The organism is Citrobacter sp. FDAARGOS_156 (assembly GCF_001559235.2).
GTDB lineage: Bacteria > Pseudomonadota > Gammaproteobacteria > Enterobacterales > Enterobacteriaceae > Citrobacter > Citrobacter youngae.
Genome location: NZ_CP014030.2, coordinates 469,924 through 491,729, shown reverse-complemented (window position 1 = coordinate 491,729; position 21,806 = coordinate 469,924). Strand labels below are relative to the sequence as shown.

22 protein-coding genes are annotated in these 21,806 nt (G+C 53.3%); 12 read left to right on the top strand and 10 right to left on the bottom strand.

The genetic code is table 11. The features are described from left to right. Nucleotides 1-4 precede the first annotated feature (4 nt). The 4 genes from hslU (at nucleotide 5) to AL515_RS02395 (ending at nucleotide 3,814) form a co-directional block, all read left to right on the top strand. Entirely contained in the window at nucleotides 5-1,336 is a 1,332-nt protein-coding gene (gene hslU / locus AL515_RS02410; RefSeq protein WP_003028803.1) for an HslU--HslV peptidase ATPase subunit, read from the top strand. A 67-nt stretch (nucleotides 1,337-1,403) separates the two neighbouring features. Next, a complete protein-coding gene (gene menA, locus AL515_RS02405) occupies nucleotides 1,404-2,333 on the top strand; it encodes a 1,4-dihydroxy-2-naphthoate polyprenyltransferase (protein ID WP_061066972.1) in 930 nt (309 codons plus the stop codon). A 92-nt stretch (nucleotides 2,334-2,425) separates the two neighbouring features. Continuing rightward, nucleotides 2,426-2,911: a ribonuclease E activity regulator RraA gene (gene rraA, locus AL515_RS02400; protein ID WP_008787034.1), complete on the top strand. Its 486-nt coding sequence runs from the start codon at nucleotides 2,426-2,428 to the stop codon at nucleotides 2,909-2,911. A gap of 159 nt (nucleotides 2,912-3,070) precedes the next feature. After that, nucleotides 3,071-3,814 (top strand): SDR family NAD(P)-dependent oxidoreductase, encoded by a 744-nt coding sequence (locus AL515_RS02395; protein ID WP_061066971.1) that lies wholly within the window; start codon nucleotides 3,071-3,073, stop codon nucleotides 3,812-3,814. 202 nt (nucleotides 3,815-4,016) lie between these two features. Here AL515_RS02395 and zapB read toward each other — a convergent pair whose 3' ends face one another. After that, entirely contained in the window at nucleotides 4,017-4,262 is a 246-nt protein-coding gene (gene zapB / locus AL515_RS02390) for a septal ring assembly protein ZapB (RefSeq protein WP_088732415.1), read from the bottom strand. 426 nt (nucleotides 4,263-4,688) lie between these two features. Here zapB and AL515_RS02385 point away from each other — a divergent pair, with 426 nt between their 5' ends. The 4 genes from AL515_RS02385 to fpr all read left to right on the top strand — a co-directional run bounded on the left by AL515_RS02385 (nucleotide 4,689) and on the right by fpr (nucleotide 9,052). Continuing rightward, nucleotides 4,689-5,534, top strand: a complete 846-nt coding sequence (locus AL515_RS02385) for an MIP/aquaporin family protein (RefSeq protein WP_048213998.1) — start codon at nucleotides 4,689-4,691, stop codon at nucleotides 5,532-5,534. A 21-nt stretch (nucleotides 5,535-5,555) separates the two neighbouring features. After that, on the top strand, nucleotides 5,556-7,064 hold the full coding sequence (glpK, locus tag AL515_RS02380; RefSeq protein ID WP_048213999.1) for a glycerol kinase GlpK: 1,509 nt from the start codon (nucleotides 5,556-5,558) through the stop codon (nucleotides 7,062-7,064). Between the two features lie 135 nt (nucleotides 7,065-7,199). Further along, a complete protein-coding gene (glpX, locus tag AL515_RS02375) occupies nucleotides 7,200-8,210 on the top strand; it encodes a class II fructose-bisphosphatase (RefSeq protein WP_061066970.1) in 1,011 nt (336 codons plus the stop codon). A gap of 95 nt (nucleotides 8,211-8,305) precedes the next feature. Then, the gene (gene fpr / locus AL515_RS02370) at nucleotides 8,306-9,052 is read left to right on the top strand and encodes a ferredoxin--NADP(+) reductase (protein WP_061066969.1); all 747 of its coding nucleotides are present in this window, start codon (nucleotides 8,306-8,308) and stop codon (nucleotides 9,050-9,052) included. Between the two features lie 33 nt (nucleotides 9,053-9,085). Here the strand turns inward: fpr and AL515_RS02365 are convergent, their stop codons facing one another. Further along, the gene (locus AL515_RS02365; RefSeq protein WP_005121733.1) at nucleotides 9,086-9,514 is read right to left on the bottom strand and encodes a DUF805 domain-containing protein; all 429 of its coding nucleotides are present in this window, start codon (nucleotides 9,512-9,514) and stop codon (nucleotides 9,086-9,088) included. 100 nt (nucleotides 9,515-9,614) lie between these two features. Here AL515_RS02365 and AL515_RS02360 point away from each other — a divergent pair, with 100 nt between their 5' ends. Continuing rightward, on the top strand, nucleotides 9,615-10,211 hold the full coding sequence (locus AL515_RS02360; RefSeq protein WP_061066968.1) for a YiiQ family protein: 597 nt from the start codon (nucleotides 9,615-9,617) through the stop codon (nucleotides 10,209-10,211). A 111-nt stretch (nucleotides 10,212-10,322) separates the two neighbouring features. Next, entirely contained in the window at nucleotides 10,323-11,090 is a 768-nt protein-coding gene (gene tpiA / locus AL515_RS02355) for a triose-phosphate isomerase (protein WP_003028783.1), read from the top strand. Between the two features lie 41 nt (nucleotides 11,091-11,131). Here tpiA and AL515_RS02350 read toward each other — a convergent pair whose 3' ends face one another. From AL515_RS02350 to cpxP, 7 genes are all read right to left on the bottom strand, one after another. Then, a complete protein-coding gene (locus tag AL515_RS02350) occupies nucleotides 11,132-12,604 on the bottom strand; it encodes a DASS family sodium-coupled anion symporter (RefSeq protein WP_061066967.1) in 1,473 nt (490 codons plus the stop codon). 113 nt (nucleotides 12,605-12,717) lie between these two features. After that, complete coding sequence (locus AL515_RS02345; RefSeq protein WP_061066966.1) at nucleotides 12,718-14,022, bottom strand: SLC13 family permease; 1,305 nt, start codon at nucleotides 14,020-14,022, stop codon at nucleotides 12,718-12,720. A 73-nt stretch (nucleotides 14,023-14,095) separates the two neighbouring features. Next, entirely contained in the window at nucleotides 14,096-14,845 is a 750-nt protein-coding gene (locus AL515_RS02340; RefSeq protein WP_048214005.1) for a CDP-diacylglycerol diphosphatase, read from the bottom strand. Nucleotides 14,846-14,949: 104 nt separating this feature from the next. Further along, nucleotides 14,950-15,939: a sulfate/thiosulfate ABC transporter substrate-binding protein Sbp gene (gene sbp / locus AL515_RS02335; protein WP_048214006.1), complete on the bottom strand. Its 990-nt coding sequence runs from the start codon at nucleotides 15,937-15,939 to the stop codon at nucleotides 14,950-14,952. Nucleotides 15,940-16,142: 203 nt separating this feature from the next. Beyond that, nucleotides 16,143-17,105, bottom strand: a complete 963-nt coding sequence (gene pfkA / locus AL515_RS02330; protein ID WP_003028778.1) for a 6-phosphofructokinase — start codon at nucleotides 17,103-17,105, stop codon at nucleotides 16,143-16,145. Nucleotides 17,106-17,289: 184 nt separating this feature from the next. Then, nucleotides 17,290-18,192: a CDF family cation-efflux transporter FieF gene (gene fieF / locus AL515_RS02325; protein WP_048214007.1), complete on the bottom strand. Its 903-nt coding sequence runs from the start codon at nucleotides 18,190-18,192 to the stop codon at nucleotides 17,290-17,292. A gap of 147 nt (nucleotides 18,193-18,339) precedes the next feature. Further along, the gene (cpxP, locus tag AL515_RS02320) at nucleotides 18,340-18,840 is read right to left on the bottom strand and encodes a cell-envelope stress modulator CpxP (RefSeq protein WP_005121753.1); all 501 of its coding nucleotides are present in this window, start codon (nucleotides 18,838-18,840) and stop codon (nucleotides 18,340-18,342) included. Between the two features lie 150 nt (nucleotides 18,841-18,990). Between cpxP and cpxR the strand changes: the two genes are divergently transcribed. Both cpxR and cpxA read left to right on the top strand, forming a co-directional pair. After that, a complete protein-coding gene (gene cpxR / locus AL515_RS02315; protein WP_048214010.1) occupies nucleotides 18,991-19,689 on the top strand; it encodes an envelope stress response regulator transcription factor CpxR in 699 nt (232 codons plus the stop codon). Continuing rightward, nucleotides 19,686-21,059 carry an envelope stress sensor histidine kinase CpxA gene (cpxA, locus tag AL515_RS02310; RefSeq protein ID WP_003840485.1) on the top strand — a complete coding sequence of 458 codons (1,374 nt, stop codon included), beginning with the start codon at nucleotides 19,686-19,688 and terminating at the stop codon, nucleotides 21,057-21,059. The genes cpxR and cpxA overlap by 4 nt, the downstream gene beginning before the upstream one ends. A gap of 61 nt (nucleotides 21,060-21,120) precedes the next feature. Here the strand turns inward: cpxA and yiiM are convergent, their stop codons facing one another. Beyond that, nucleotides 21,121-21,795: a 6-hydroxyaminopurine reductase gene (gene yiiM / locus AL515_RS02305; RefSeq protein ID WP_048214011.1), complete on the bottom strand. Its 675-nt coding sequence runs from the start codon at nucleotides 21,793-21,795 to the stop codon at nucleotides 21,121-21,123. Nucleotides 21,796-21,806 lie beyond the last annotated feature (11 nt).

Sequence of the window (21,806 nt, the reverse complement as noted above, 5' to 3'; positions counted from 1 at the left end):
CCCCATGTCTGAAATGACCCCACGCGAAATTGTCAGCGAACTGAACAAACACATCATCGGCCAGGATAACGCTAAGCGTTCCGTGGCGATTGCCCTGCGTAACCGCTGGCGCCGCATGCAGCTCAACGAAGAACTGCGCCATGAAGTCACACCGAAAAACATTCTGATGATTGGCCCGACCGGCGTCGGTAAAACCGAAATCGCCCGTCGCCTGGCAAAACTGGCCAACGCGCCGTTCATCAAAGTTGAAGCAACGAAATTCACCGAAGTTGGCTATGTAGGTAAAGAAGTTGACTCGATCATCCGCGATCTGACCGATGCCGCCATCAAAATGGTTCGCGTTCAGGCGATCGAGAAAAACCGCTTCCGCGCTGAAGAGATGGCGGAAGAGCGCATTCTCGATGTGCTGATCCCACCGGCTAAAAATAACTGGGGACAGTCAGAGCAGCCGCAGGAACCTTCTGCAGCGCGTCAGGCGTTCCGTAAAAAACTGCGTGAAGGCCAACTGGATGACAAAGAGATCGAAATCGATCTCGCGGCCGCACCGATGGGCGTTGAAATTATGGCGCCTCCGGGAATGGAAGAGATGACCAGCCAGCTGCAGTCCATGTTCCAGAACCTGGGCGGTCAGAAGCAAAAACCGCGTAAGCTGAAAATCAAAGACGCAATGAAGCTGCTGATTGAAGAAGAAGCGGCCAAACTGGTCAATCCGGAAGAGCTGAAACAGGAAGCTATCGACGCCGTTGAGCAGCACGGGATCGTGTTTATCGACGAAATCGACAAAATCTGTAAACGCGGCGAATCCTCCGGCCCGGACGTGTCCCGCGAAGGCGTACAGCGCGACCTGCTGCCGCTGGTTGAAGGCTGCACCGTCTCTACCAAGCACGGCATGGTGAAAACCGATCACATCCTGTTTATCGCCTCTGGCGCATTCCAGGTGGCGAAACCGTCCGACCTGATCCCGGAACTGCAGGGTCGCCTGCCGATTCGTGTGGAACTTCAGGCGCTGACCACCAGCGATTTTGAGCGTATCCTTACCGAACCGAATGCCTCTATCACCGTGCAGTACAAAGCGCTGATGGCGACTGAAGGTGTGGACATCAACTTCACTGAATCCGGTATTAAACGCATTGCCGAAGCGGCCTGGCAGGTTAACGAAACCACCGAAAACATCGGTGCGCGTCGCCTGCATACCGTTCTTGAGCGTCTGATGGAAGATATTTCCTATGATGCGAGCGATTTGAACGGCCAAAGCATCACAATTGATGCCGAATATGTGAGCAAACATTTGGATGCGCTGGTCGCAGATGAAGATCTGAGCCGTTTTATCCTATAATCGCGTTCAATGCATTTTCATCACTGTTGATGGGGCTGATAAAGCCCCATTTTTATTGGCGCTAAATATGACTGAACAACAACAAATTAGCCGCTCACAAGCCTGGCTGGAAAGTTTACGACCTAAGACCTTACCGCTCGCCTTCGCGGCGATCATCGTCGGTACGGCATTAGCATGGTGGCAAGGGTTCTTTGATCCGCTGGTCGCTCTGCTGGCATTGATTACTGCAGGACTGCTGCAAATCCTGTCCAATCTCGCGAACGACTATGGCGATGCCGTCAAAGGCAGTGACAAGCCCGACCGCATCGGACCGCTGCGTGGCATGCAAAAAGGCGTTATTACCCAGCAGGAGATGAAGCGTGCGCTGATTGTCACCGTGGTCTTAATCTGCCTGTCCGGTCTGGCGCTGGTGGCGGTGGCCTGTCACACACTAGCGGATTTTGTCGGCTTCCTGATTCTCGGCAGCCTGTCGATTATCGCCGCGATCACTTACACCGTAGGTAATCGCCCTTACGGCTACATCGGCCTCGGTGATATTTCCGTGCTGGTGTTCTTCGGCTGGCTGAGCGTTATGGGAAGCTGGTATCTGCAGGCGCATACGCTGATTCCGGCGTTAATCCTGCCGGCAACCGCCTGCGGCCTGCTGGCAACTGCCGTGCTCAACGTCAACAACCTGCGCGATATCAACAGCGACAGAGAGAACGGCAAGAATACGCTGGTGGTGCGTTTAGGCGCCGTCAATGCCCGCCGCTACCACGCCTGTCTGCTGATGGGGACGCTGGTCTGCCTGGCGCTGTTTAACCTGTTTTCACTGCAAAGCCTGTGGGGATGGCTGTTTATCCTCGCCGCTCCGCTACTGATTAAGCAGGCGCGATACGTGATGCGTGAGATGGATCCAGCGGCAATGCGCCCGATGCTGGAACGCACCGTAAAAGCGGCATTGTTAACTAACCTGCTGTTTGTCGTTGGAATTTTCTTAAGTCAGTGGTCTCTTTAACTGACAAATATCAATTAACAATTGATGATTTTGCCAACAGTACACATAGCGCGATATACTAAAAATTCTCGCAGCAACTGAACGTTGAGCCTATGAAATACGATACATCCGAGCTTTGTGACATCTATCAGGAAGATGTCAACGTCGTGGAACCACTGTTCTCTAACTTTGGAGGACGGTCGTCGTTTGGCGGACAAATCATCACGGTAAAATGTTTCGAGGACAACGGGTTGCTGTACGATCTGCTCGAACAAAATGGCCGTGGTCGCATTCTGTTGGTCGATGGCGGCGGTTCTGTCCGTCGTGCGCTGGTCGATGCCGAACTGGCTCGACTGGCCGTACAGAATGAATGGGAAGGTCTGGTCATCTACGGCTCAGTCCGTCAGGTAGACGATCTGGAAGAACTGGATATCGGCATTCAGGCGATTGCTGCCATTCCGGTCGGTGCTTCAGGAGAAGGTATCGGGGAAAGCGATGTGCGCGTCAACTTTGGCGGCGTAACGTTCTTCTCTGGCGACCACCTGTACGCCGACAACACCGGGATAATCCTCTCCGAAGACCCGCTCGATATCGAGTAAAGAAAACACCGCAATTTGGTGTGATGCCAGTCGGTTAAACAACTGACTGGCTTTTTTTTGCCACACCACCCTTCCGATTCCCCTATCCTGCGCATTGACGAAGAAAAAACTCTCTCTATACCTAATGATGAATCTCATCACTCTCATCACGAGGTCATCATGCATATCGATCTGACAGGTAAAAAAGCGCTGGTCACCGGAGCCAGTCGTGGATTAGGGCGCGCCATTGCACTGTCGCTGGCGAAAGCCGGTGCTGATGTTGTTATAACCTATGAAAAATCTGCGGAGAAAGCCCAGGCCGTTGCCGATGAAATTACAGCGCTTGGCCGCCATGGTGAGGCGATTCAGGCAAACAGTGCAGACGCTCAGGCGATTCAGAACGCCGTACACCGCACTGTACAGTCACTCGGAGGACTGGATATTCTGGTCAACAACGCAGGGATCGCACGTGGCGGCCCGCTGGAGTCGCTGTCACTGGAGGACATCGACGCATTGATTAACGTGAATATCCGTGGCGTGGTGGTTGCCATACAGGCCGCGCTGCCGCATCTCCCTGAAGGTGGGCGAATCATCAATATTGGCAGTTGTCTTGCCAACCGCGTCGCCCAGCCGGGAATTGCTGTCTACGCGATGACTAAATCAGCGCTCAACTCGCTAACCCGTGGCCTGGCTCGCGATCTCGGCCCACGGGGTATTACCGTTAATCTTGTTCATCCCGGCCCAACTGACAGTGATATGAACCCGGCAGATGGCGAGCAGGCAGAATCCCAACGGCAGCTTATTGCGACAGGGCATTACGGTACACCGGAGGATGTTGCAGCGGCGGTGACGTTTCTGGCAAGCCCAGCGGCTGGGCAGATTTCCGGCACTGGTCTGGACGTAGATGGGGGTTTGAATGCCTGAAATTAACGTTGTGTTACGGTAAAACGATTGTATTGCCGGATGACGGCTTACGCCTTATCCGGCCTACACAGGAACGATTACGCAATAGATTTCGTGTTGTAGCAAGGCGGCAAACGAAGGTATCCCCAGGAGCGTAGTAAACTACGTGACTGGGGTAACTGAGCGCAGCCAACGCAGCTACGGCACGAAAGATGAAGCGTAATTAGACTTCTTCCATACGACCTAAAAGGGCATGCAGACGATCCTGCCAGCCGTTCTGCTGTTCTTTCAGGTTGTTGTTCTCACGCTCCAGCTCTTCACGCTGCTGCTGTGCAGTCTGAACTTCCTGCGACAGTGAGTTGTTCTTTTCTTTCAGCTCTTCGATTTCCATCTGCAACAGCGTGATGGTATCAATCGCCTGCTGTACTTTTGCTTCCAGTTTCTCAAACACTTCTAATGACATCGTCATACCTCTCCTGAATTGCAAGGCGTTGATGGATAAAAATCCTCGTCCCGATAACCGGCGACGCCTTAATAAAAACGAGCGCACACTACTTAACACCGATTGTATGAAGCCGCGCCATCCCTGTCCAGCGGCATCCCGCGCAGATCGCGGTTTGCAACACTTTTAATCTTTGTCCTGGTGACACAACTGTCATAACTCTTAAGTGTTAACAGGATGATCGGTGAAATGATTCAGCTCACACTATTTTTGTATAACAAATACCGCGCAATGGCGCGAAAACGCTCATTTTGTTGATGGAGTACACACATTTTAATTTCGATATTTCTCGTTTTTGAGCGTTAACGATAAATTAACAGTGTGCCTACCGGCTCCGGGGATGTCAGTGACCTTCTCGCATACAATAAACATTAAACTCTTCAGGATCCGATTATGAGTCAAACATCAACCTTGAAAGGCCAGTGCATTGCTGAATTCCTCGGTACCGGGTTGTTGATTTTCTTCGGTGTGGGTTGTGTCGCTGCACTCAAAGTGGCCGGGGCTACTTTTGGTCAGTGGGAAATCAGTATCATCTGGGGTCTGGGGGTAGCCATGGCTATCTATCTGACCGCAGGCGTTTCTGGCGCACACCTGAATCCAGCAGTCACAATCGCACTATGGCTGTTTGCGTGTTTTGACAAACGCAAAGTCGTTCCTTTTATTATTTCGCAAATTGCCGGCGCCTTTTGCGCAGCGGCACTGGTTTACGGGCTTTATTACAATCTTTTCATCGATTTCGAACAAACGAACCATATCGTGCGCGGTAGTGTAGAAAGCCTCAATCTGGCAGGTACTTTCTCCACCTATCCAAACCCGCATATCAATTTTGTGCAGGCCTTCGCGGTTGAAATGGTCATTACCGCTATTCTAATGGGGCTGATTCTGGCACTGACCGATGATGGTAATGGTGTACCGCGTGGTCCACTGGCACCGCTGCTGATCGGCTTACTGATTGCCGTTATTGGTGCATCCATGGGCCCACTGACCGGTTTTGCGATGAACCCGGCACGTGACTTCGGACCGAAACTCTTCGCCTGGATGGCCGGATGGGGTGAGATTGCCTTCACAGGTGGTCGCGATATCCCTTACTTCCTGGTTCCGGTGTTTGGCCCGATTACCGGCGCGATTTTGGGCGCATGGGCATATCGCAAACTGATTGGTCGCCATTTACCGTGCGATGTCTGCGCGATTGAAGAAAAAGACGCGGCGGCTAACACTCAACAAAAAGCTTCGCTGTAATGTGACTACGGGACAAAAATTATGACTGAAAAAAAATATATCGTTGCGCTCGACCAGGGCACCACCAGCTCCCGCGCGGTCGTAATGGACCACGATGCGAATATCGTTGCCGTTTCACAGCGCGAATTCGAACAAATCTACCCGAAAGCAGGTTGGGTAGAACACGACCCAATGGAAATTTGGGCAACCCAAAGCTCTACGCTGGTTGAAGTTCTGGCGAAAGCCGATATCAGTTCCGATGAAATTGCAGCGATCGGTATTACCAACCAGCGTGAGACCACCATCGTCTGGGAGCGTGAGACCGGTAAACCAATCTATAACGCCATTGTGTGGCAGTGTCGTCGTACCGCAGATATCTGCGAAAAGCTCAAGCGCGATGGCATGGAAGAATACATCCGTAACAACACCGGCCTGGTGATTGACCCGTACTTCTCCGGTACCAAGGTGAAGTGGATCCTCGACCACGTAGAAGGCTCGCGTGAGCGCGCTCGTCGCGGCGAACTGCTGTTCGGTACCGTTGACACCTGGCTTATCTGGAAAATGACTCAGGGACGCGTACACGTCACGGATTACACCAACGCCTCGCGTACCATGCTGTTCAACATCCACTCCCTGGACTGGGATGACACGATGCTGGATGCGCTGGACATTCCGCGTGCCATGCTGCCAGAAGTGCGTCGTTCTTCTGAAGTCTATGGCCAGACCAACATCGGTGGTAAAGGCGGCACACGTATTCCTATCTCCGGTATCGCGGGTGACCAGCAGGCTGCACTATTCGGCCAGTTGTGCGTGAAAGAAGGGATGGCGAAGAACACCTACGGTACTGGCTGCTTCATGCTGATGAATACTGGCGAGAAAGCCGTTAAGTCAGAAAATGGACTTCTGACCACTATCGCCTGCGGACCGACCGGGGAAGTGAACTACGCGCTGGAAGGTGCGGTATTTATGGCTGGCGCATCCATCCAGTGGCTGCGCGATGAAATGAAACTCATCAGCGATGCATTCGACTCTGAGTATTTCGCCACCAAAGTGAAAGACACCAACGGCGTATATGTTGTTCCGGCGTTCACCGGTTTGGGTGCACCGTACTGGGACCCGTATGCACGCGGCGCCATCTTCGGCCTGACCCGTGGCGTAAACTCCAACCACATCATCCGTGCAACGCTTGAGTCTATCGCTTATCAGACGCGTGATGTTCTGGAAGCGATGCAAGCTGACTCCGGTATTCGTCTGCACGCCCTGCGCGTTGACGGCGGTGCGGTCGCCAACAACTTCCTGATGCAGTTCCAGTCTGACATTCTGGGTACCCGCGTAGAGCGTCCGGAAGTCCGCGAAGTCACCGCATTAGGCGCAGCATATCTGGCCGGTCTGGCTGTCGGCTTCTGGCAGAATCTGGATGAGCTGCAGGAAAAAGCGGTCATTGAGCGTGAGTTCCGCCCTGGCATCGAAACCACCGAACGTAACTTCCGTTACAGCGGCTGGAAAAAAGCGGTCAAACGCGCTCTGGCGTGGGAAGATCACGACGAGTAATACGTCATTGCCGGATGGCAACTTTGGCTTATCCGGCAATCTCTTCGTGCGGGGGCAACCCCGCACACACATCAATAATCTCGTCCCCTCCCCTGTGCTACACTTCGCGCCATTCCTTTCAGCTACGAGTTTGCAATGAGACGAGAACTTGCCATTGAATTTTCACGCGTGACCGAAGCGGCCGCGCTGGCTGGCTATAAATGGCTGGGCCGCGGCGATAAAAATACCGCCGACGGCGCGGCGGTGAACGCCATGCGTATTATGCTCAACCAGGTCAACATCGACGGCACCATCGTGATTGGCGAGGGTGAGATTGATGAAGCGCCGATGCTGTTTATCGGTGAAAAAGTCGGGACCGGTCTTGGTGATGCGGTCGACATCGCCGTCGATCCTATCGAAGGCACACGCATGACGGCCATGGGTCAGGCCAACGCGCTGGCCGTACTGGCCGTTGGCGATAAAGGCTGCTTCCTGAACGCGCCGGATATGTACATGGAAAAGCTGATTGTCGGCCCAGGCGCAAAAGGGTCCATCGACCTGAACCTGTCGCTGGAAGCCAACTTGCGTAACATTGCTACCGCGCTCAACAAACCGCTCAGCGAACTGACCGTTACCATCCTGGCAAAACCACGCCATGACGAGGTTATTGCCGGGATGACAAAACTGGGCGTACGCGTCTTCGCCATTCCTGACGGCGACGTGGCGGCCTCAATTCTGACCTGCATGCCAGACAGCGAAGTTGACGTGCTGTACGGCATTGGTGGCGCGCCGGAAGGTGTCGTCTCTGCAGCCGTTATCCGCGCTCTGGATGGCGACATGCAAGGCCGCCTGCTGGCTCGCCATGACGTCAAAGGCGACAGCGAAGAGAACCGTCGTATCGGCGAACAGGAGCTGGCTCGCTGCGCCGCGATGGGTATTGAGGCAGGTAAAGCGCTGCGTCTGGATGAAATGGCCCGCAGCGACAACGTTATTTTCTCCGCGACCGGGATAACCAAAGGCGATCTGCTGGAAGGGATTAGCCGCAAAGGTAATATTGCCACCACCGAAACACTGCTGATCCGTGGGAAATCACGTACGATCCGTCGTATTCAGTCCATCCACTACCTCGATCGCAAAGATCCGGATGTACAGACGCATATCCTGTAATTGATTTGATCAATAGAGCCTTCCAGCCCATCTGGGCTGGAAATCTTTCGTGCAACGAACGAAGATAAGGCAATCACAGCAGACAGGAGAAAACCATGGCAGATTGGGTAACAGGCAAAGTCACGAAGGTACAGAACTGGACCGATGCCTTATTTAGTTTGACCGTGCGAGCTCCGGTTCTTCCCTTCACCGCAGGTCAGTTTACCAAGCTCGGCCTCGAAATCGACGGCGAGCGCGTCCAGCGTGCCTATTCCTACGTGAATGCGCCTGATAACCCCGATTTAGAGTTCTATCTGGTGACGGTTCCTGACGGAAAACTCAGCCCCCGTCTGGCCGCACTGAAACCTGGCGACGAAGTCCAGGTGGTGAGTGAAGCCGCCGGTTTCTTCGTGCTGGATGAAGTCCCCGATTGTGACACGCTATGGATGCTGGCAACCGGTACCGCTATCGGCCCATATTTATCGATTCTGCAGTTGGGCAAAGATCTGGACCGTTTTAAGAATCTGGTGCTGGTCCATGCCGCCCGCTATGCCGCCGATTTAAGCTATCTGCCGTTAATGCAGGACCTGGAAAAACGCTACGAAGGTAAATTACGTATCCAGACGGTTGTGAGCCGTGAAACCGCCGCAGGTTCATTAACCGGGCGAGTTCCGGCGTTGATTGAGAGCGGCGCGCTGGAAGCTGCTGTTGGGCTACCCATGGATAGAGCGACCAGTCATGTGATGCTGTGCGGAAACCCGCAAATGGTACGCGACACGCAGCAGTTGCTGAAAGAAACCCGGCAAATGACCAAACACCTGCGCCGTCGACCGGGCCATATGACCGCTGAGCATTACTGGTGAGGTCTTGCCGGATGGCGCTCACGCTTATCCGGCCTACGAGTCAGCTCTGTATTTTACGTCCTGCGTGTCCTTACCGTATTTATTTGCGTCCTGGGTGCCAACGAACGCGCCCAGATCGATAAGCATACCCACCAGAATCAACGTTGGAACAAAGCGGCCTACCGCCCATTGCCAGACACCGGGCAATACTGCCCAGTTTCCGGCCAGCAGCATCCATGCAAGAATCATCAGGAACGCCCACGCGCCGGAGCGACCCCGATCATGCAGACGTTTTACTGTGACTGCAGCCGTCGGCCACAGCAGACAAACCAGACAAAATGCCGCCGTCTGGATATCGAGCAATTGTTTACTCGCCAGCGAGAACAGAACCAGCATCCCGACTATCCACAAGCCTATCCAAATCCAGAAATCACGGCGTCCAAGACGCCCTTTAAATGAGAATAACCACTGCTGTATGGTCATGTAAGTTCCTTTATTATTTCCTTCCAGAACAGTTTACCCTTTTGACAAGCCCGACGGTTACCGTTTTAATCGTGAGCAGTGAGAATGAAAGGTACGATTGATGAAGCAAGGATTTACACTGTTTTTATTATTGTTTTCAGCCATGTCCGTGAATACAGCGGCGCTGGCGGAAGAGCCATCGACGGCAACCACGGCCCCCTATTTACTGGCGGGTGCGCCGACCTTTGACCTGTCGATTAGCCAGTTTCGCGAAAACTTTAATACGCAGAATCCGAAGCTTATTCTGAATGAGTTCCGTGCCATCGACAGCAGCCGCGATCGGGCAAATCTCACCCGCGCGGCCAGTAAAATTAATGAAAACCTGTATGCGTCCTCCGCCCTTGAGCGCGGCACCTTAAAAATCAAAAGTATGCAGATAACCTGGCTGCCGATTCAGGGGCCAGAACAAAAGGCGGCCAAAGCGAAAGCGCTGGAATACATGACCGCCGTCATTCGCACCGTCGCGCCGCTGTTGACGAAAGAACAGAGTCAGAAAAAGCTGCAAAAACTGCTCGCTGCCGGCAAAGGTAAGCACTATTACGCCGAAACGGAAGGCGCAATCCGCTATGTTGTTGCAGATAACGGCGAAAAGGGGCTGACCTTCGCTGTTGAACCGATTAAGCTGGCACTATCAGAAAGTCTTGAGAAGGCGAATTGATGACAAAAAGCAAAGCCTTTCCGCAGATGAATCTCTATACTGTTTCACAGACCATGCTGCCCTGACGGGCGGCCATCTTCCTTAATTCGCTGACAAGCGTGGAGAAATGAAATGCGACATCCTTTAGTGATGGGTAACTGGAAACTGAACGGCAGCCGCCACATGGTAAACGAACTGGTTGCAAACCTGCGTAAAGAACTGGCTGGCGTTGCTGGCTGTGCAGTAGCAATCGCTCCGCCGGAAATGTATATCGACCTGGCGAAACACGCCGCTGCCGGTAGCCACATCATTCTGGGCGCGCAGAACGTTGACCTGAACCTGTCTGGCGCATTCACCGGTGAAACTTCTGCTGAAATGCTGAAAGATATCGGCGCGCAGTACATCATTATCGGTCACTCTGAGCGTCGTACTTACCACAAAGAGTCTGACGAGCTGATCGCGAAGAAATTCGCTGTGCTGAAAGAACAGGGTCTGACCCCGGTTCTGTGCATCGGTGAAACCGAAGCGGAAAACGAAGCGGGCAAAACTGAAGAAGTTTGTGCACGTCAGATCGACGCAGTGCTGAAAACTCAGGGCGCAGCAGCATTCGAAGGCGTGGTTATCGCTTACGAACCTGTATGGGCTATCGGTACCGGTAAATCTGCAACGCCTGCTCAGGCTCAGGCAGTCCACAAATTCATCCGTGACCACATTGCTAAAGCTGATGCGAAAATCGCTGAGCAAGTTATCATCCAGTACGGCGGTTCTGTAAACGCAGCAAACGCCGCAGAACTGTTCGCTCAGCCGGACATCGACGGTGCGCTGGTTGGCGGTGCTTCTCTGAAAGCAGACGCCTTCGCAGTCATCGTTAAAGCAGCAGAAGCCGCTAAACAGGCCTAAGTTGTTAAAAGGGGAGCATCGCTCCCCTTCTTATACCCGCTTTACCAGTATCCCAGCCAGTGCCACCAGAAGGCCCCCGTAACACCCCAGATGGTCAGGTTGACCACACTCATCACCAGCCCCGTTTTCCACCACTCCGCCAGCGTGACATAGCCCGAACCAAAGATAATAGGCGCAGTACCCGTGCCATAGTGCGTCAGTGACATCATCAAGGAGGAGGAGAAGCCCAGCATCAGACCGAGCAGCGCCGGTGGAGCACCGAGGCCTAATCCGGCAGCAAAGAAAGCCGCGAACATGGCCGTGATATGTGCAGTGGTACTGGCGAAAAAGTAGTGTGAATAGACATAAAGCAGGATCAGCAGCAGCGTGGCGATACTCCAGTGCACGCCGAGATGGTCAATTGCGCTACCAACACTCGTCGCCAGCCACCCCACCAGACCCAGTTTGCTCAGGAAATCCGCCATCATAACCAGTGCGGCAAACCAGACTATCGTATCCCATGCACCGCGGCATTTAAGGATATCGTCCCAACTCAATACCCCTGTCACTAACAGAACAGACAAGCCAATGAGCGCCGCGCTGGTGGGGTTAACGGCCCAGGTACTGCCCATCAGCATGGCAGGAACACCTGCCCACAGGCAGAGCAGCAAAGCGAAAACCGCGAGGGTGATTTTTTCAGCCAGCGACAACGGACCGAGTGCCCCCAGCTTTTCCCGGGCAAACTCTGGCGCATTCGGCGTGCGTGTAATAGCGGGCGGATAGAGCCACCAGATGACAATAGGCATCACGACCAGTGAGACAACGGCAGGAAGAAGCGCCGCAATCGCCCACATTCCCCAGGTCATATTCAGCACCCCATCCGTCCCTTTGGTCAAGAAACTCACAATAAGCGGGTTTGGCGCGGTAGCGGTAATAAACATTGCCGAACTGATCGGGTTAATGTTGTAGTTCACCAGAGCCAGATAACGACCTGTAGCACCGTTCTCTTTGTCACCGGGTTGAGAACCCAGACTTTCCGCAATCGCCCGCATCACTGGGTGAATAATACCGCCGCCGCGTGCGGTATTGCTTGGCGTAACGGGTGCGATCAGCGTTTCTGCCAGCGTTAGCGCCCACGCGATACCCAACGTTCTTTTGCCAAACAAAGCAATAAACCCATAGCCGATACGCGCGCCCAGCCCCGTTTTCAACAGGCTTTGCGACAACATAATCGAGATGCCGATCAGCCAGATAAGCTGGTTGGAGAAACCACTTAACGCATCGCTCAGCGCCGCGGTGGGTTTACCGGGATGCGTCACGCCGGTCATGGCTACCAGCATAATTGCCACAATCGCAATCGCGCCGATAGGCATCGCTTTACCAATAATTGCCGCGATAGTACCGATAAATAACGCCAGCAGATGCCACGCCTCGGGGGTGACATCTGCTGGACATGGGATAACAAACCAGATGGTCAGCGTAATAACAATCGAGATGATGGCAGGCCAACAGCGGATGGGGGTCAATCTGTCCATGAATCAATCCTTGAGTTTCCAGCACGCAATTATGCGCTCAGGTATTAACCAATATCGGCGCGCATAATACAATTCACCCACTCACAAAACAAAAAATTAACATTCTGATGCAACTATAATTTCCCCAACACGCTAAACCACAGATAATCCAGCGGCAGCAGTATCAGATACGTTGCCGCCGCCAGCGCGATACACAGCAGCATTCCAGCTCTTGCAGGTACTTTCCCAAGCGCCATCGCCACCACGATCGGTGAAGCCTGATACGGCAATAGCGGTGTGGAATAGCCCAGTACCTGAATCATAATCACCGAGAGTAGCGGGAAACCGGTCGCATCTGAAAAGCTTTGTGCCAGTGTGGTATACAGTGCCGGAACGCCGTTCGCCGTCATGATGAAATTGAGCGCGGTGGTAATGCCGGTCAATGCAAGGAAGCTGGTAAACGGTTTGTCCGCATCCAGCGGCATCACCTGTAACAGCGCCTCGCCTACCGCGCTACCGATACCGGTCTGTGTCACGGTGATGGCCAGCCCCAGAATACCCGCCACGTAAATGCAGGTACGGATATTCACCCCACTGGAAAATTCTTCGCCATTAATAAATCCTACGCGCGGCAACAGCGTAATCACCGCCGCCACCAGCCCGGTCCATGCCGGCCCCACACCATGCCAGCTTTCGCTGACCCACAGAAACAGCACCACCGCTAACATCCAGGCCAGACGTTTTTCATCACGACTCATTGGCTCAGGTGGCGTCAGATCGCGCGGAGCATGAGGTTGGCCGGGAAACAGCCAGCAGATAAGACCAATAAGTACCGCGCCTTTTAGCCAACCCAACACGGGCGTATGCAGCAGCAAATAGGGAAGATAATTGAGGTGGATGCCGTAAGAGCCTTCCGCAGCGCCACTCATCACCAGGTTTGGTACGTTAGCAGGTAAGATCGTGGCGGAAAGCTGGAACGTCCCAAACCCGACAGCCAGCGCCAGACCATACCAGGCGCGCGTGCCGTCGTTAATTCCAGCCCGTTTCGCCATCGCCGCCACAATCGGCATCAGCAGCGCAATACGTCCCATGTTGGACGGCATGACGAACGCCAGCGCGTAACTCAATAGCACTACGCTTGCGACCATTAATGGCCAGGAGTCTGTCAGCCTTGACGACAATGCCCTCGCCGCCCTGTCCGCCAGCCCCGTTTTACGAATCGCGATACCCAGCACAAAACCACTGAAAACCAGCCAGAACGCCGATGAGGCAAAGCCACCAAAGATGACATCCGGTGGCGCGATTTTGGCCACCATCGCCACGGAAAAGAACAGCAGCGCCGTTATAAACTCCGGCAGCAGCGACGTAGCCCAGAGCAGAATGGTGATGCCAACCACCAGAGAGGGGATAAACAGAGGGTGTGTAAGCCAAAGCGACATGCCTGTCTCCTGTTGTTTTTTTCAACAAGAATACGGGGACAGGCATGCGGAGTAAACGCCAGATTAGGTGGGGTTAACGCAGAATATCACATTGATGATCCTGAATTTCCTCAGCGGAGGCGAGATTGAGCGCCAGCAGATTGCGCTGGGTCGCCAGCAGAACAAAGGATTCGTCGCTTTGACGCACCATTGCCAGGGCGTAGCGGCCCATATGCTCGCGCGCATCCGGCACCTCCTCTGCCAGCATCATAAACGGGCTGCGTTGCGCCAGTTCATTTTCCGTGACGCGGCGCGCCAGATATTCATGCCCACGCAATCCGCCGGGCAATGGCAACCAGCGAGTGCTGATTTCCGCTATATTATCATCCAGTTGCGTTCTGACGTCGGTTCGCAGACAGGAGATATGAATATGCAAATGATTTTGCGTACGTCCGCTACGCGAGTTAATGGTCAGCGAGACCGCTTTGTCAGGGATTTCGTGCCCGTATTTTTGGCTCATAAAGCTGCGCGCCTGCCAGGCCAACCAGAAAAAGTTCGGCGTGCCTGATTTCAACAGCAGTGGGCTTTCCGTACCATTGATACGGTAAGTGGGCATCAACAGATATTGCAGCGGACCGTTTCGGTCTTTGAATACCACATATCCGGCATCGGGTTTAACTTCAGTACACGGCGCGGGATCGTGCTGCTGCAATTGATGTGGCAGGCATTGTTCAAGGACTATCTGGCGTAACGCGTCCGGGTTACCGCTAAATTTCCAGTACCCAACGCCCGCAGCGGCGGCAACCACCATAACCGCCAGTAAAAGATAACCTGCTTTTTTCATTACGCGTTCCCTGTATCCCATTGAGGCGCAAGAGTAACGCAAAACGATGACAAATAAAAAACCCGGTCGCGCTAAGCCACCGGGTCGGTAAATCACAGACTTATTTAGCGTTTGCTGATCTGGTCGAACGTACCGCCGTTAGAAAAGTGCTCTTTCTGCGCTTTCGTCCAGCCGCCAAACTCTTCGTCGATGGTGAACAGCTTCAGCTTCGGAAATGCATTTTCGTATTTCTTCGCGACGTCTGCATCACGTGGACGATAGTAGTTTTTCGCTGCAATTTCCTGACCTTCCGGAGAGTAGAGATACTTCAGATAAGCCTCTGCCACCGCTTTGGTGTCTTTCTTTTCCACCACTTTATCGACGACGGAAACGGTCGGCTCCGCGAGAATAGATTCACTCGGCGTCACTATCTCGAATTTATCTTTACCCAGTTCGTTCGTTGCCAGCAGCGCTTCGTTTTCCCAGGCGATCAGCACATCACCGATACCGCGTTCTACGAAGGTATTGGTTGAACCACGCGCACCGGAATCCAGCACTTCAACGTTTTTAAACAGTGCTTTGACGAAGTCCTGCGCTTTGGCCTGATCGTTGTTGTTGTGGTGCAGGGCATAGCCCCATGCCGCCAGATAGTTCCAGCGTGCGCCGCCTGAGCTTTTCGGGTTTGGTGTAATCACTGACACGCCCGGTTTGATCAAATCGTTCCAGTCATGAATTTGTTTGGGGTTGCCTTTGCGGACCAGGAACACGATGGTGGAGGTGTAAGGCGCGGAGTTGTCCGGCAGGCGCGTAATCCAGTTTTTATCAATTCGACCACGTTCAGCAATGGCATCCACGTCGTATGCCAGTGCCAGCGTCACGACATCGGCTTCAATGCCGTTGATGACGGAAGTCGCCTGTTTACCCGAACCACCATGCGACTGGCGGATCACGACGTTGTCGCCCGTTTCCTGCTTCCAGTGCGCGCTGAAGGCTTTATTGTACTGCTCGTACAGTTCACGCGTTGGATCATACGATACGTTAAGTAACTGAATATCCTTTGCCAGTACGCTGGTCGATGCCAGCAATAATGTTAACCCTACGCCCCATTTGTTCATCGCCCAGCTCTCTTATGTGATGTTGTGATGAGCAAAGCGTGCCAGAAAGGCATCCAAACATTAAAGAATAAAAAAAGATTTGCTATAACTCTGGGGAATAAATGAGGAAGGTTGTACCGGATGACGGCTTACGCCTTATCCGGCCTACAAGAGTACACGTTGTAGGCCCGGTAAGCGAAGCGCCACCGGGCAACCAAAAACAATCAGTACAGTTTTTTCGCGCAGTCCAGCCAGTCACCTTTGAACGGACGCTTCATGTTTTCGATAGCGTCGATGATGTCGTGGTGAACCAGCTGCTCGTTCTGAATACCGACACAGCGACCGCCATGACCTGCCAGCAGCAGTTCAATAGCATATGCGCCCATACGGGACGCCAGAATACGATCGTAAGGAACCGGAGAACCACCACGCTGGATATGACCCAGTACGGTAGAACGCGTTTCACGGCCCGTTTCTTTCTCAATGTAATGTGCCAGTTCATCAACATCACACATGTGCTCAGTGATCGCGACGATGGCGTGTTTTTTACCTTTTGCGATACCGGCTTTGATTTCAGCAACCAGATCATCACGGCTAAATTCAACTTCCGGAACCACGACAAATTCACAGCCACCGGCAATTGCTGCAGCCAGGGTCAGGTCGCCGCAGTAACGCCCCATCACTTCAACGATGGAGATACGCTGGTGAGAAGAAGAAGTATCACGCAGACGGTCAATCGCTTCGACGACGGTACCCAATGCGGTGAAGTAACCGATGGTGTAATCAGTGCCTTTAATATCGTTGTCGATAGTGCCCGGCAAGCCGATGCACGGGAAGCCCATTTCAGTCAGGCGTTTTGCACCCATGTAAGAACCGTCACCACCAATAACAACTAATGCATCGATGCCACGTTTCTTCAGATTTTCGATAGCCACTGCACGCACATTTTCGTCGCGGAATTCCGGGAAGCGAGCAGAACCGAGGAAAGTACCACCACGGTTGATCATGTCGGACACGCTGTAGCGGTCAAGCTGGACCATACGGTCTTCATACAAACCCAGGTAGCCATCATGGATCCCCATGACTTCCAGTCCTTCCGTTAACGCTGCACGTACAACACCACGGATTGCTGCGTTCATGCCCGGCGCATCACCGCCGCTTGTCAACACACCGATTTTCTTAATCATGACTACCTCTGAACTTTGGAATGCAAAATGAAATCTGCTGCCGGAAGTCGATTCCGCATATCGAAACGATCCAACGAATATGCAGATAGTATAACAATCACTTCCTGCTGAATTGATTCAGGTCAGGCCAAATGGTGGTAATTTATACACAAAATGCTGGCCCGGCTCACTTTTTTACAACGAATTATGAAAGCTCAAACATCTTGCCTTCCTTGGGTACGACTGAACAGGGATCCTGGTGAATAATCACATCCGATCCCGGGAAACGCCGTAAAATTGCCTGCTCCACCTGCTCAGCCACTAAATGCGCCTGAACGAGCGGCAGATTATCTTCCATTTCCAAATGAATCTGAATAAAGCGGGTCGGCCCTGACTGCCGCGTGCGAAGATCGTGAGCGCCGCTGACACCGGGCCATGACGTCACTATATCAATAATTTCCTGACGTTCCTCATCGGGTAAGGCGCGATCCAACAAGGATTGCACTGCCTCATACCCCATGCGTAATGCACTATATAAAATATAGATGCCAATCCCGAGCGCAAACAAGGCATCCGCACGATGCCAACCGTACCAGGCCAGTCCAAGCGCCACGAGAATCGCACCGTTCATCATAACATCAGACTGATAATGAAGCATATCTGCCCGTACAGCCTGACTTTGCGTACGTTTCACCACCCAGCGCTGAAACGTGACCAGAATGATTGTACACACTAACGCAATGATGGTGACCACCACCCCAACGCCAGGATCTTTCATCGGCGTCGGTTGGATGAGATGCTGAATCCCGGTCAGGAATAAAAACAGCGCCGAACCGGAAATAAACATGCTTTGCGCCAGCGCCGCCAGCGATTCCGCTTTTCCGTGTCCGAACGTATGTTCATCATCGGCCGGTTGCAACGAATAGCGCACCACCAACAGGTTGGTTAACGACGCCGCGATGTCCACCAGAGAATCCACCAGTGCAGCCAGAATACTGACCGATCCGGTGTACCACCACGCAAAAATTTTGATCAAAAGTAACAGCGATGCCATCACGGTAGCCGCGATTGCCGCCCGGCTAACCAGCCGCCCATAGGTTTGATTCATAAACACTCCTGCCAGGATATGCCGCTAGTATAACGGATGAAGTAAAACAGTCAGGCAATTACCGAGTGACAAATTTTGGGCAAAAAAAACCCCCACATCATGTGGGGGAAGACAGGGATGGTGTCTATGGCAAGGAAAACAGGGTTACTACTGGGAACGTGAGTTGCTACTACTCAATAAATTTAACGATGAGCTTTGTTTCCAGTGCGCTACGTCGCGCAGTTGCTCCATTCGTTGTTCATGTTTCTCATTTAAAACCGCTTGCTGCTCGGGCGTTAACAGGCGATACATCTGGTTGCGGACCCTGGCTATTTCAACCTGGCGGGCAACCTGTTCTTGTGCCATTTTTTCTGCCTGAGCGCGCACAGCGCTTTCATCAAATTTCTCTGCGGTGACAAGACGATGCATTGTCTCCATTTCGCTAACATTAACAGGAGGCTGTTCGTGTCTTGCCTGCTGCATTAAATCTCGCATCTGTTGACGTTGATGTTCGGTTAAACTGATACCGTCAAACATGTGGCTCTGTACGCTGCGCTGCGAGGAGCCTTCACCCAGGTGCCAGTGATCGCCTGTGACGACTTCAGCTGCATGGCTCAAAGTACTGAGTGCCAGCGTTGAGGCCATGACGGCAGCGGTAACTTTGCCCATCACTTGCTCCCAAAATCTTTTCTGTCGCGATTCAACGAGAGACAGTTTACGATTCGGGCTGCAAACATGCGTCAGGGGGTGTAAAACAACGTAAAGTCATAGATTAGCGACGCCTGATGACGTAATTTCTGCCTCGGAGGTACGTAAACAATGAATAAAATCCTGTTAGTTGATGATGACCGAGAGCTGACTTCCCTGTTAAAGGAGTTGCTCGAAATGGAAGGTTTCGATGTGCTGGTTGCCCATGATGGGGAGCAGGCACTTGAGCTTCTGGATGACAGCATCGATTTACTTTTGCTCGACGTCATGATGCCGAAGAAAAACGGCATCGATACACTGAAAGCGCTTCGCCAGACACACCAGACGCCCGTAATCATGCTGACCGCTCGCGGCAGCGAATTGGATCGCGTACTCGGCCTTGAGCTGGGCGCGGACGACTATTTACCCAAACCGTTTAATGACCGCGAACTGGTCGCGCGTATCCGCGCTATTCTGCGCCGCTCTCACTGGAGCGAACAACAGCAGACCAGCGACAATGGCTCGCCGACGCTGGAAGTGGATGCGTTAAGTCTGAATCCGGGTCGCCAGGAAGCCAGTTTTGATGGGCAAACCCTGGAGTTAACCGGCACCGAATTCACCCTGCTTTATTTACTGGCACAGCATCTCGGCCAGGTAGTTTCTCGTGAACACCTGAGTCAGGAAGTGCTGGGCAAACGCCTGACGCCGTTTGACCGCGCGATCGACATGCACATCTCGAACCTGCGCCGTAAGCTGCCAGAGCGGAAAGACGGGCACCCCTGGTTTAAAACCCTGCGTGGTCGCGGCTACCTGATGGTCTCCGCTTCATGATAGGAAGCTTAACCGCACGCATCTTTGCCATCTTCTGGTTAACGCTGGCGCTGGTGTTGATGTTGGTACTGATGCTGCCCAAGCTCGACTCACGCCAGATGACCGAGCTACTGGACAGCGAGCAGCGCCAGGGGTTGATGATCGAGCAACACGTTGAAGCTGAGCTGGCGAACGACCCACCCAACGATCTGATGTGGTGGCGTCGCCTGTTCCGTGCTATCGACAAGTGGGCGCCGCCAGGACAGCGGTTATTGCTTGTCACTACAGAAGGACGTGTGATCGGCGCAGAACGCAACGAAATGCAGATCATTCGCAACTTTATTGGTCAGGCTGATAACGCTGACCATCCGCAGAAGAAAAAATACGGTCGCGTTGAGATGGTCGGGCCTTTCTCCGTCAGAGACGGGGAAGATAACTACCAGCTGTATCTCATTCGACCAGCCAGCAGTTCACAGTCTGATTTCATCAACCTGTTGTTTGACCGGCCACTGTTGCTGCTGATCGTCACCATGCTCGTCAGCTCGCCGCTGCTGCTTTGGCTGGCATGGAGCCTGGCGAAACCGGCGCGTAAGCTGAAAAATGCTGCGGATGAGGTGGCACAGGGTAACCTGCGTCAGCATCCGGAACTGGAAGCCGGCCCGCAGGAATTTCTGGCGGCAGGTGCCAGTTTTAACCAGATGGTGACCGCGCTGGAACGCATGATGACCACGCAGCAACGCCTGCTGTCGGACATCTCTCACGAGTTGAGAACGCCACTAACACGTTTGCAATTGGGGACTGCGCTGCTGCGCCGTCGTAGCGGTGAGAGCAAAGAGCTGGAGCGCATTGAAACAGAAGCGCACCGGCTGGACAGCATGATCAACGACCTGCTGGTGATGTCACGTAATCAGCAGAAAAACGCACTGGTCAGTGAAACGGTGAAAGCTAATCAGCTGTGGGGCGAAGTGCTGGATAACGCCGCCTTTGAAGCGGAGCAGATGGGTAAATCGCTGACAGTGAATTTCCCGCCGGGACCATGGCCGCTGTATGGCAACCCGAACGCACTGGAAAGTGCGCTGGAAAACATTGTGCGCAATGCCCTACGCTATTCACATACGAAGATCGAAGTGGGCTTTGCGGTGGATATCGACGGGATTACCATCACCGTGGACGACGATGGCCCAGGCGTAAGCCCTGAAGACAGAGAACAGATTTTCCGTCCGTTCTATCGTACCGATGAGGCGCGCGATCGCGAGTCTGGCGGAACAGGTCTGGGTCTGGCGATTGTTGAAACCGCAATCCAGCAGCATCGTGGCTGGGTGAAGGCCGAAGACAGCCCGCTGGGTGGTTTACGGCTGGTAATTTGGTTACCGTTGTATAAGCGTTCCTGAGTCTCTCTGTGTTGCCGGATGGCGGCGTAATGCCTCATCCGGCCTCCACGGACAGGGGGAATTATTTCCCCCACAAACGGCGGGAATTGTCCTCGATCTTGCCGCTTAAACGGCGTTTTTGCATCGTTCTGGTCCAGCTTTTCGATAGCCCTGCAGCCGACAGTAAACGGTGATATTGCGAATCATCAAACGGCATATGCCAGGCAATAGCAATCGCCTCCCGCAGACTGACATCGCTCACGCGCGATGCCAGTACCAGCGGCGCATCCGCCGACACCATGCCCGGCGCGATAACACTGTACAGCCAGCCTATCTTCCCCGAGGCCTGCATCTGACTTGCCATATCGCTAATGCCAAAATGGAAATTCAGCTTAAAACACGGTGAACGTGGCTGCGTGACCTGAATCAACGCCTCGCCCCACTGGAAAATATCGCCGATATAGACATTCTCTTCTGTCAGCCCAAGCGTTGAGAGGTTCTCCCCAAAGGCGGGGGCGACAAATAACTCCGCCTGTTCAGGGAATTCTTGTATCCAGTGCTGATAGTGTTCACGCGGATAGTGGCACAACGCGCGATCCGGCCCGCCGTGAATTTTAGTCTCCGCCTGTTCATCGCCCGTGAGCCCCAGATCGGTCAGCATCAACTCGCCATCAACCTGAACTTTAGCAATCGCGCTGGGACGGCTTCCCGTGTAGTCCCGAATCTTGCCTGTAAAAACATCGACCGGATATCGCATCTGTTCCCTCT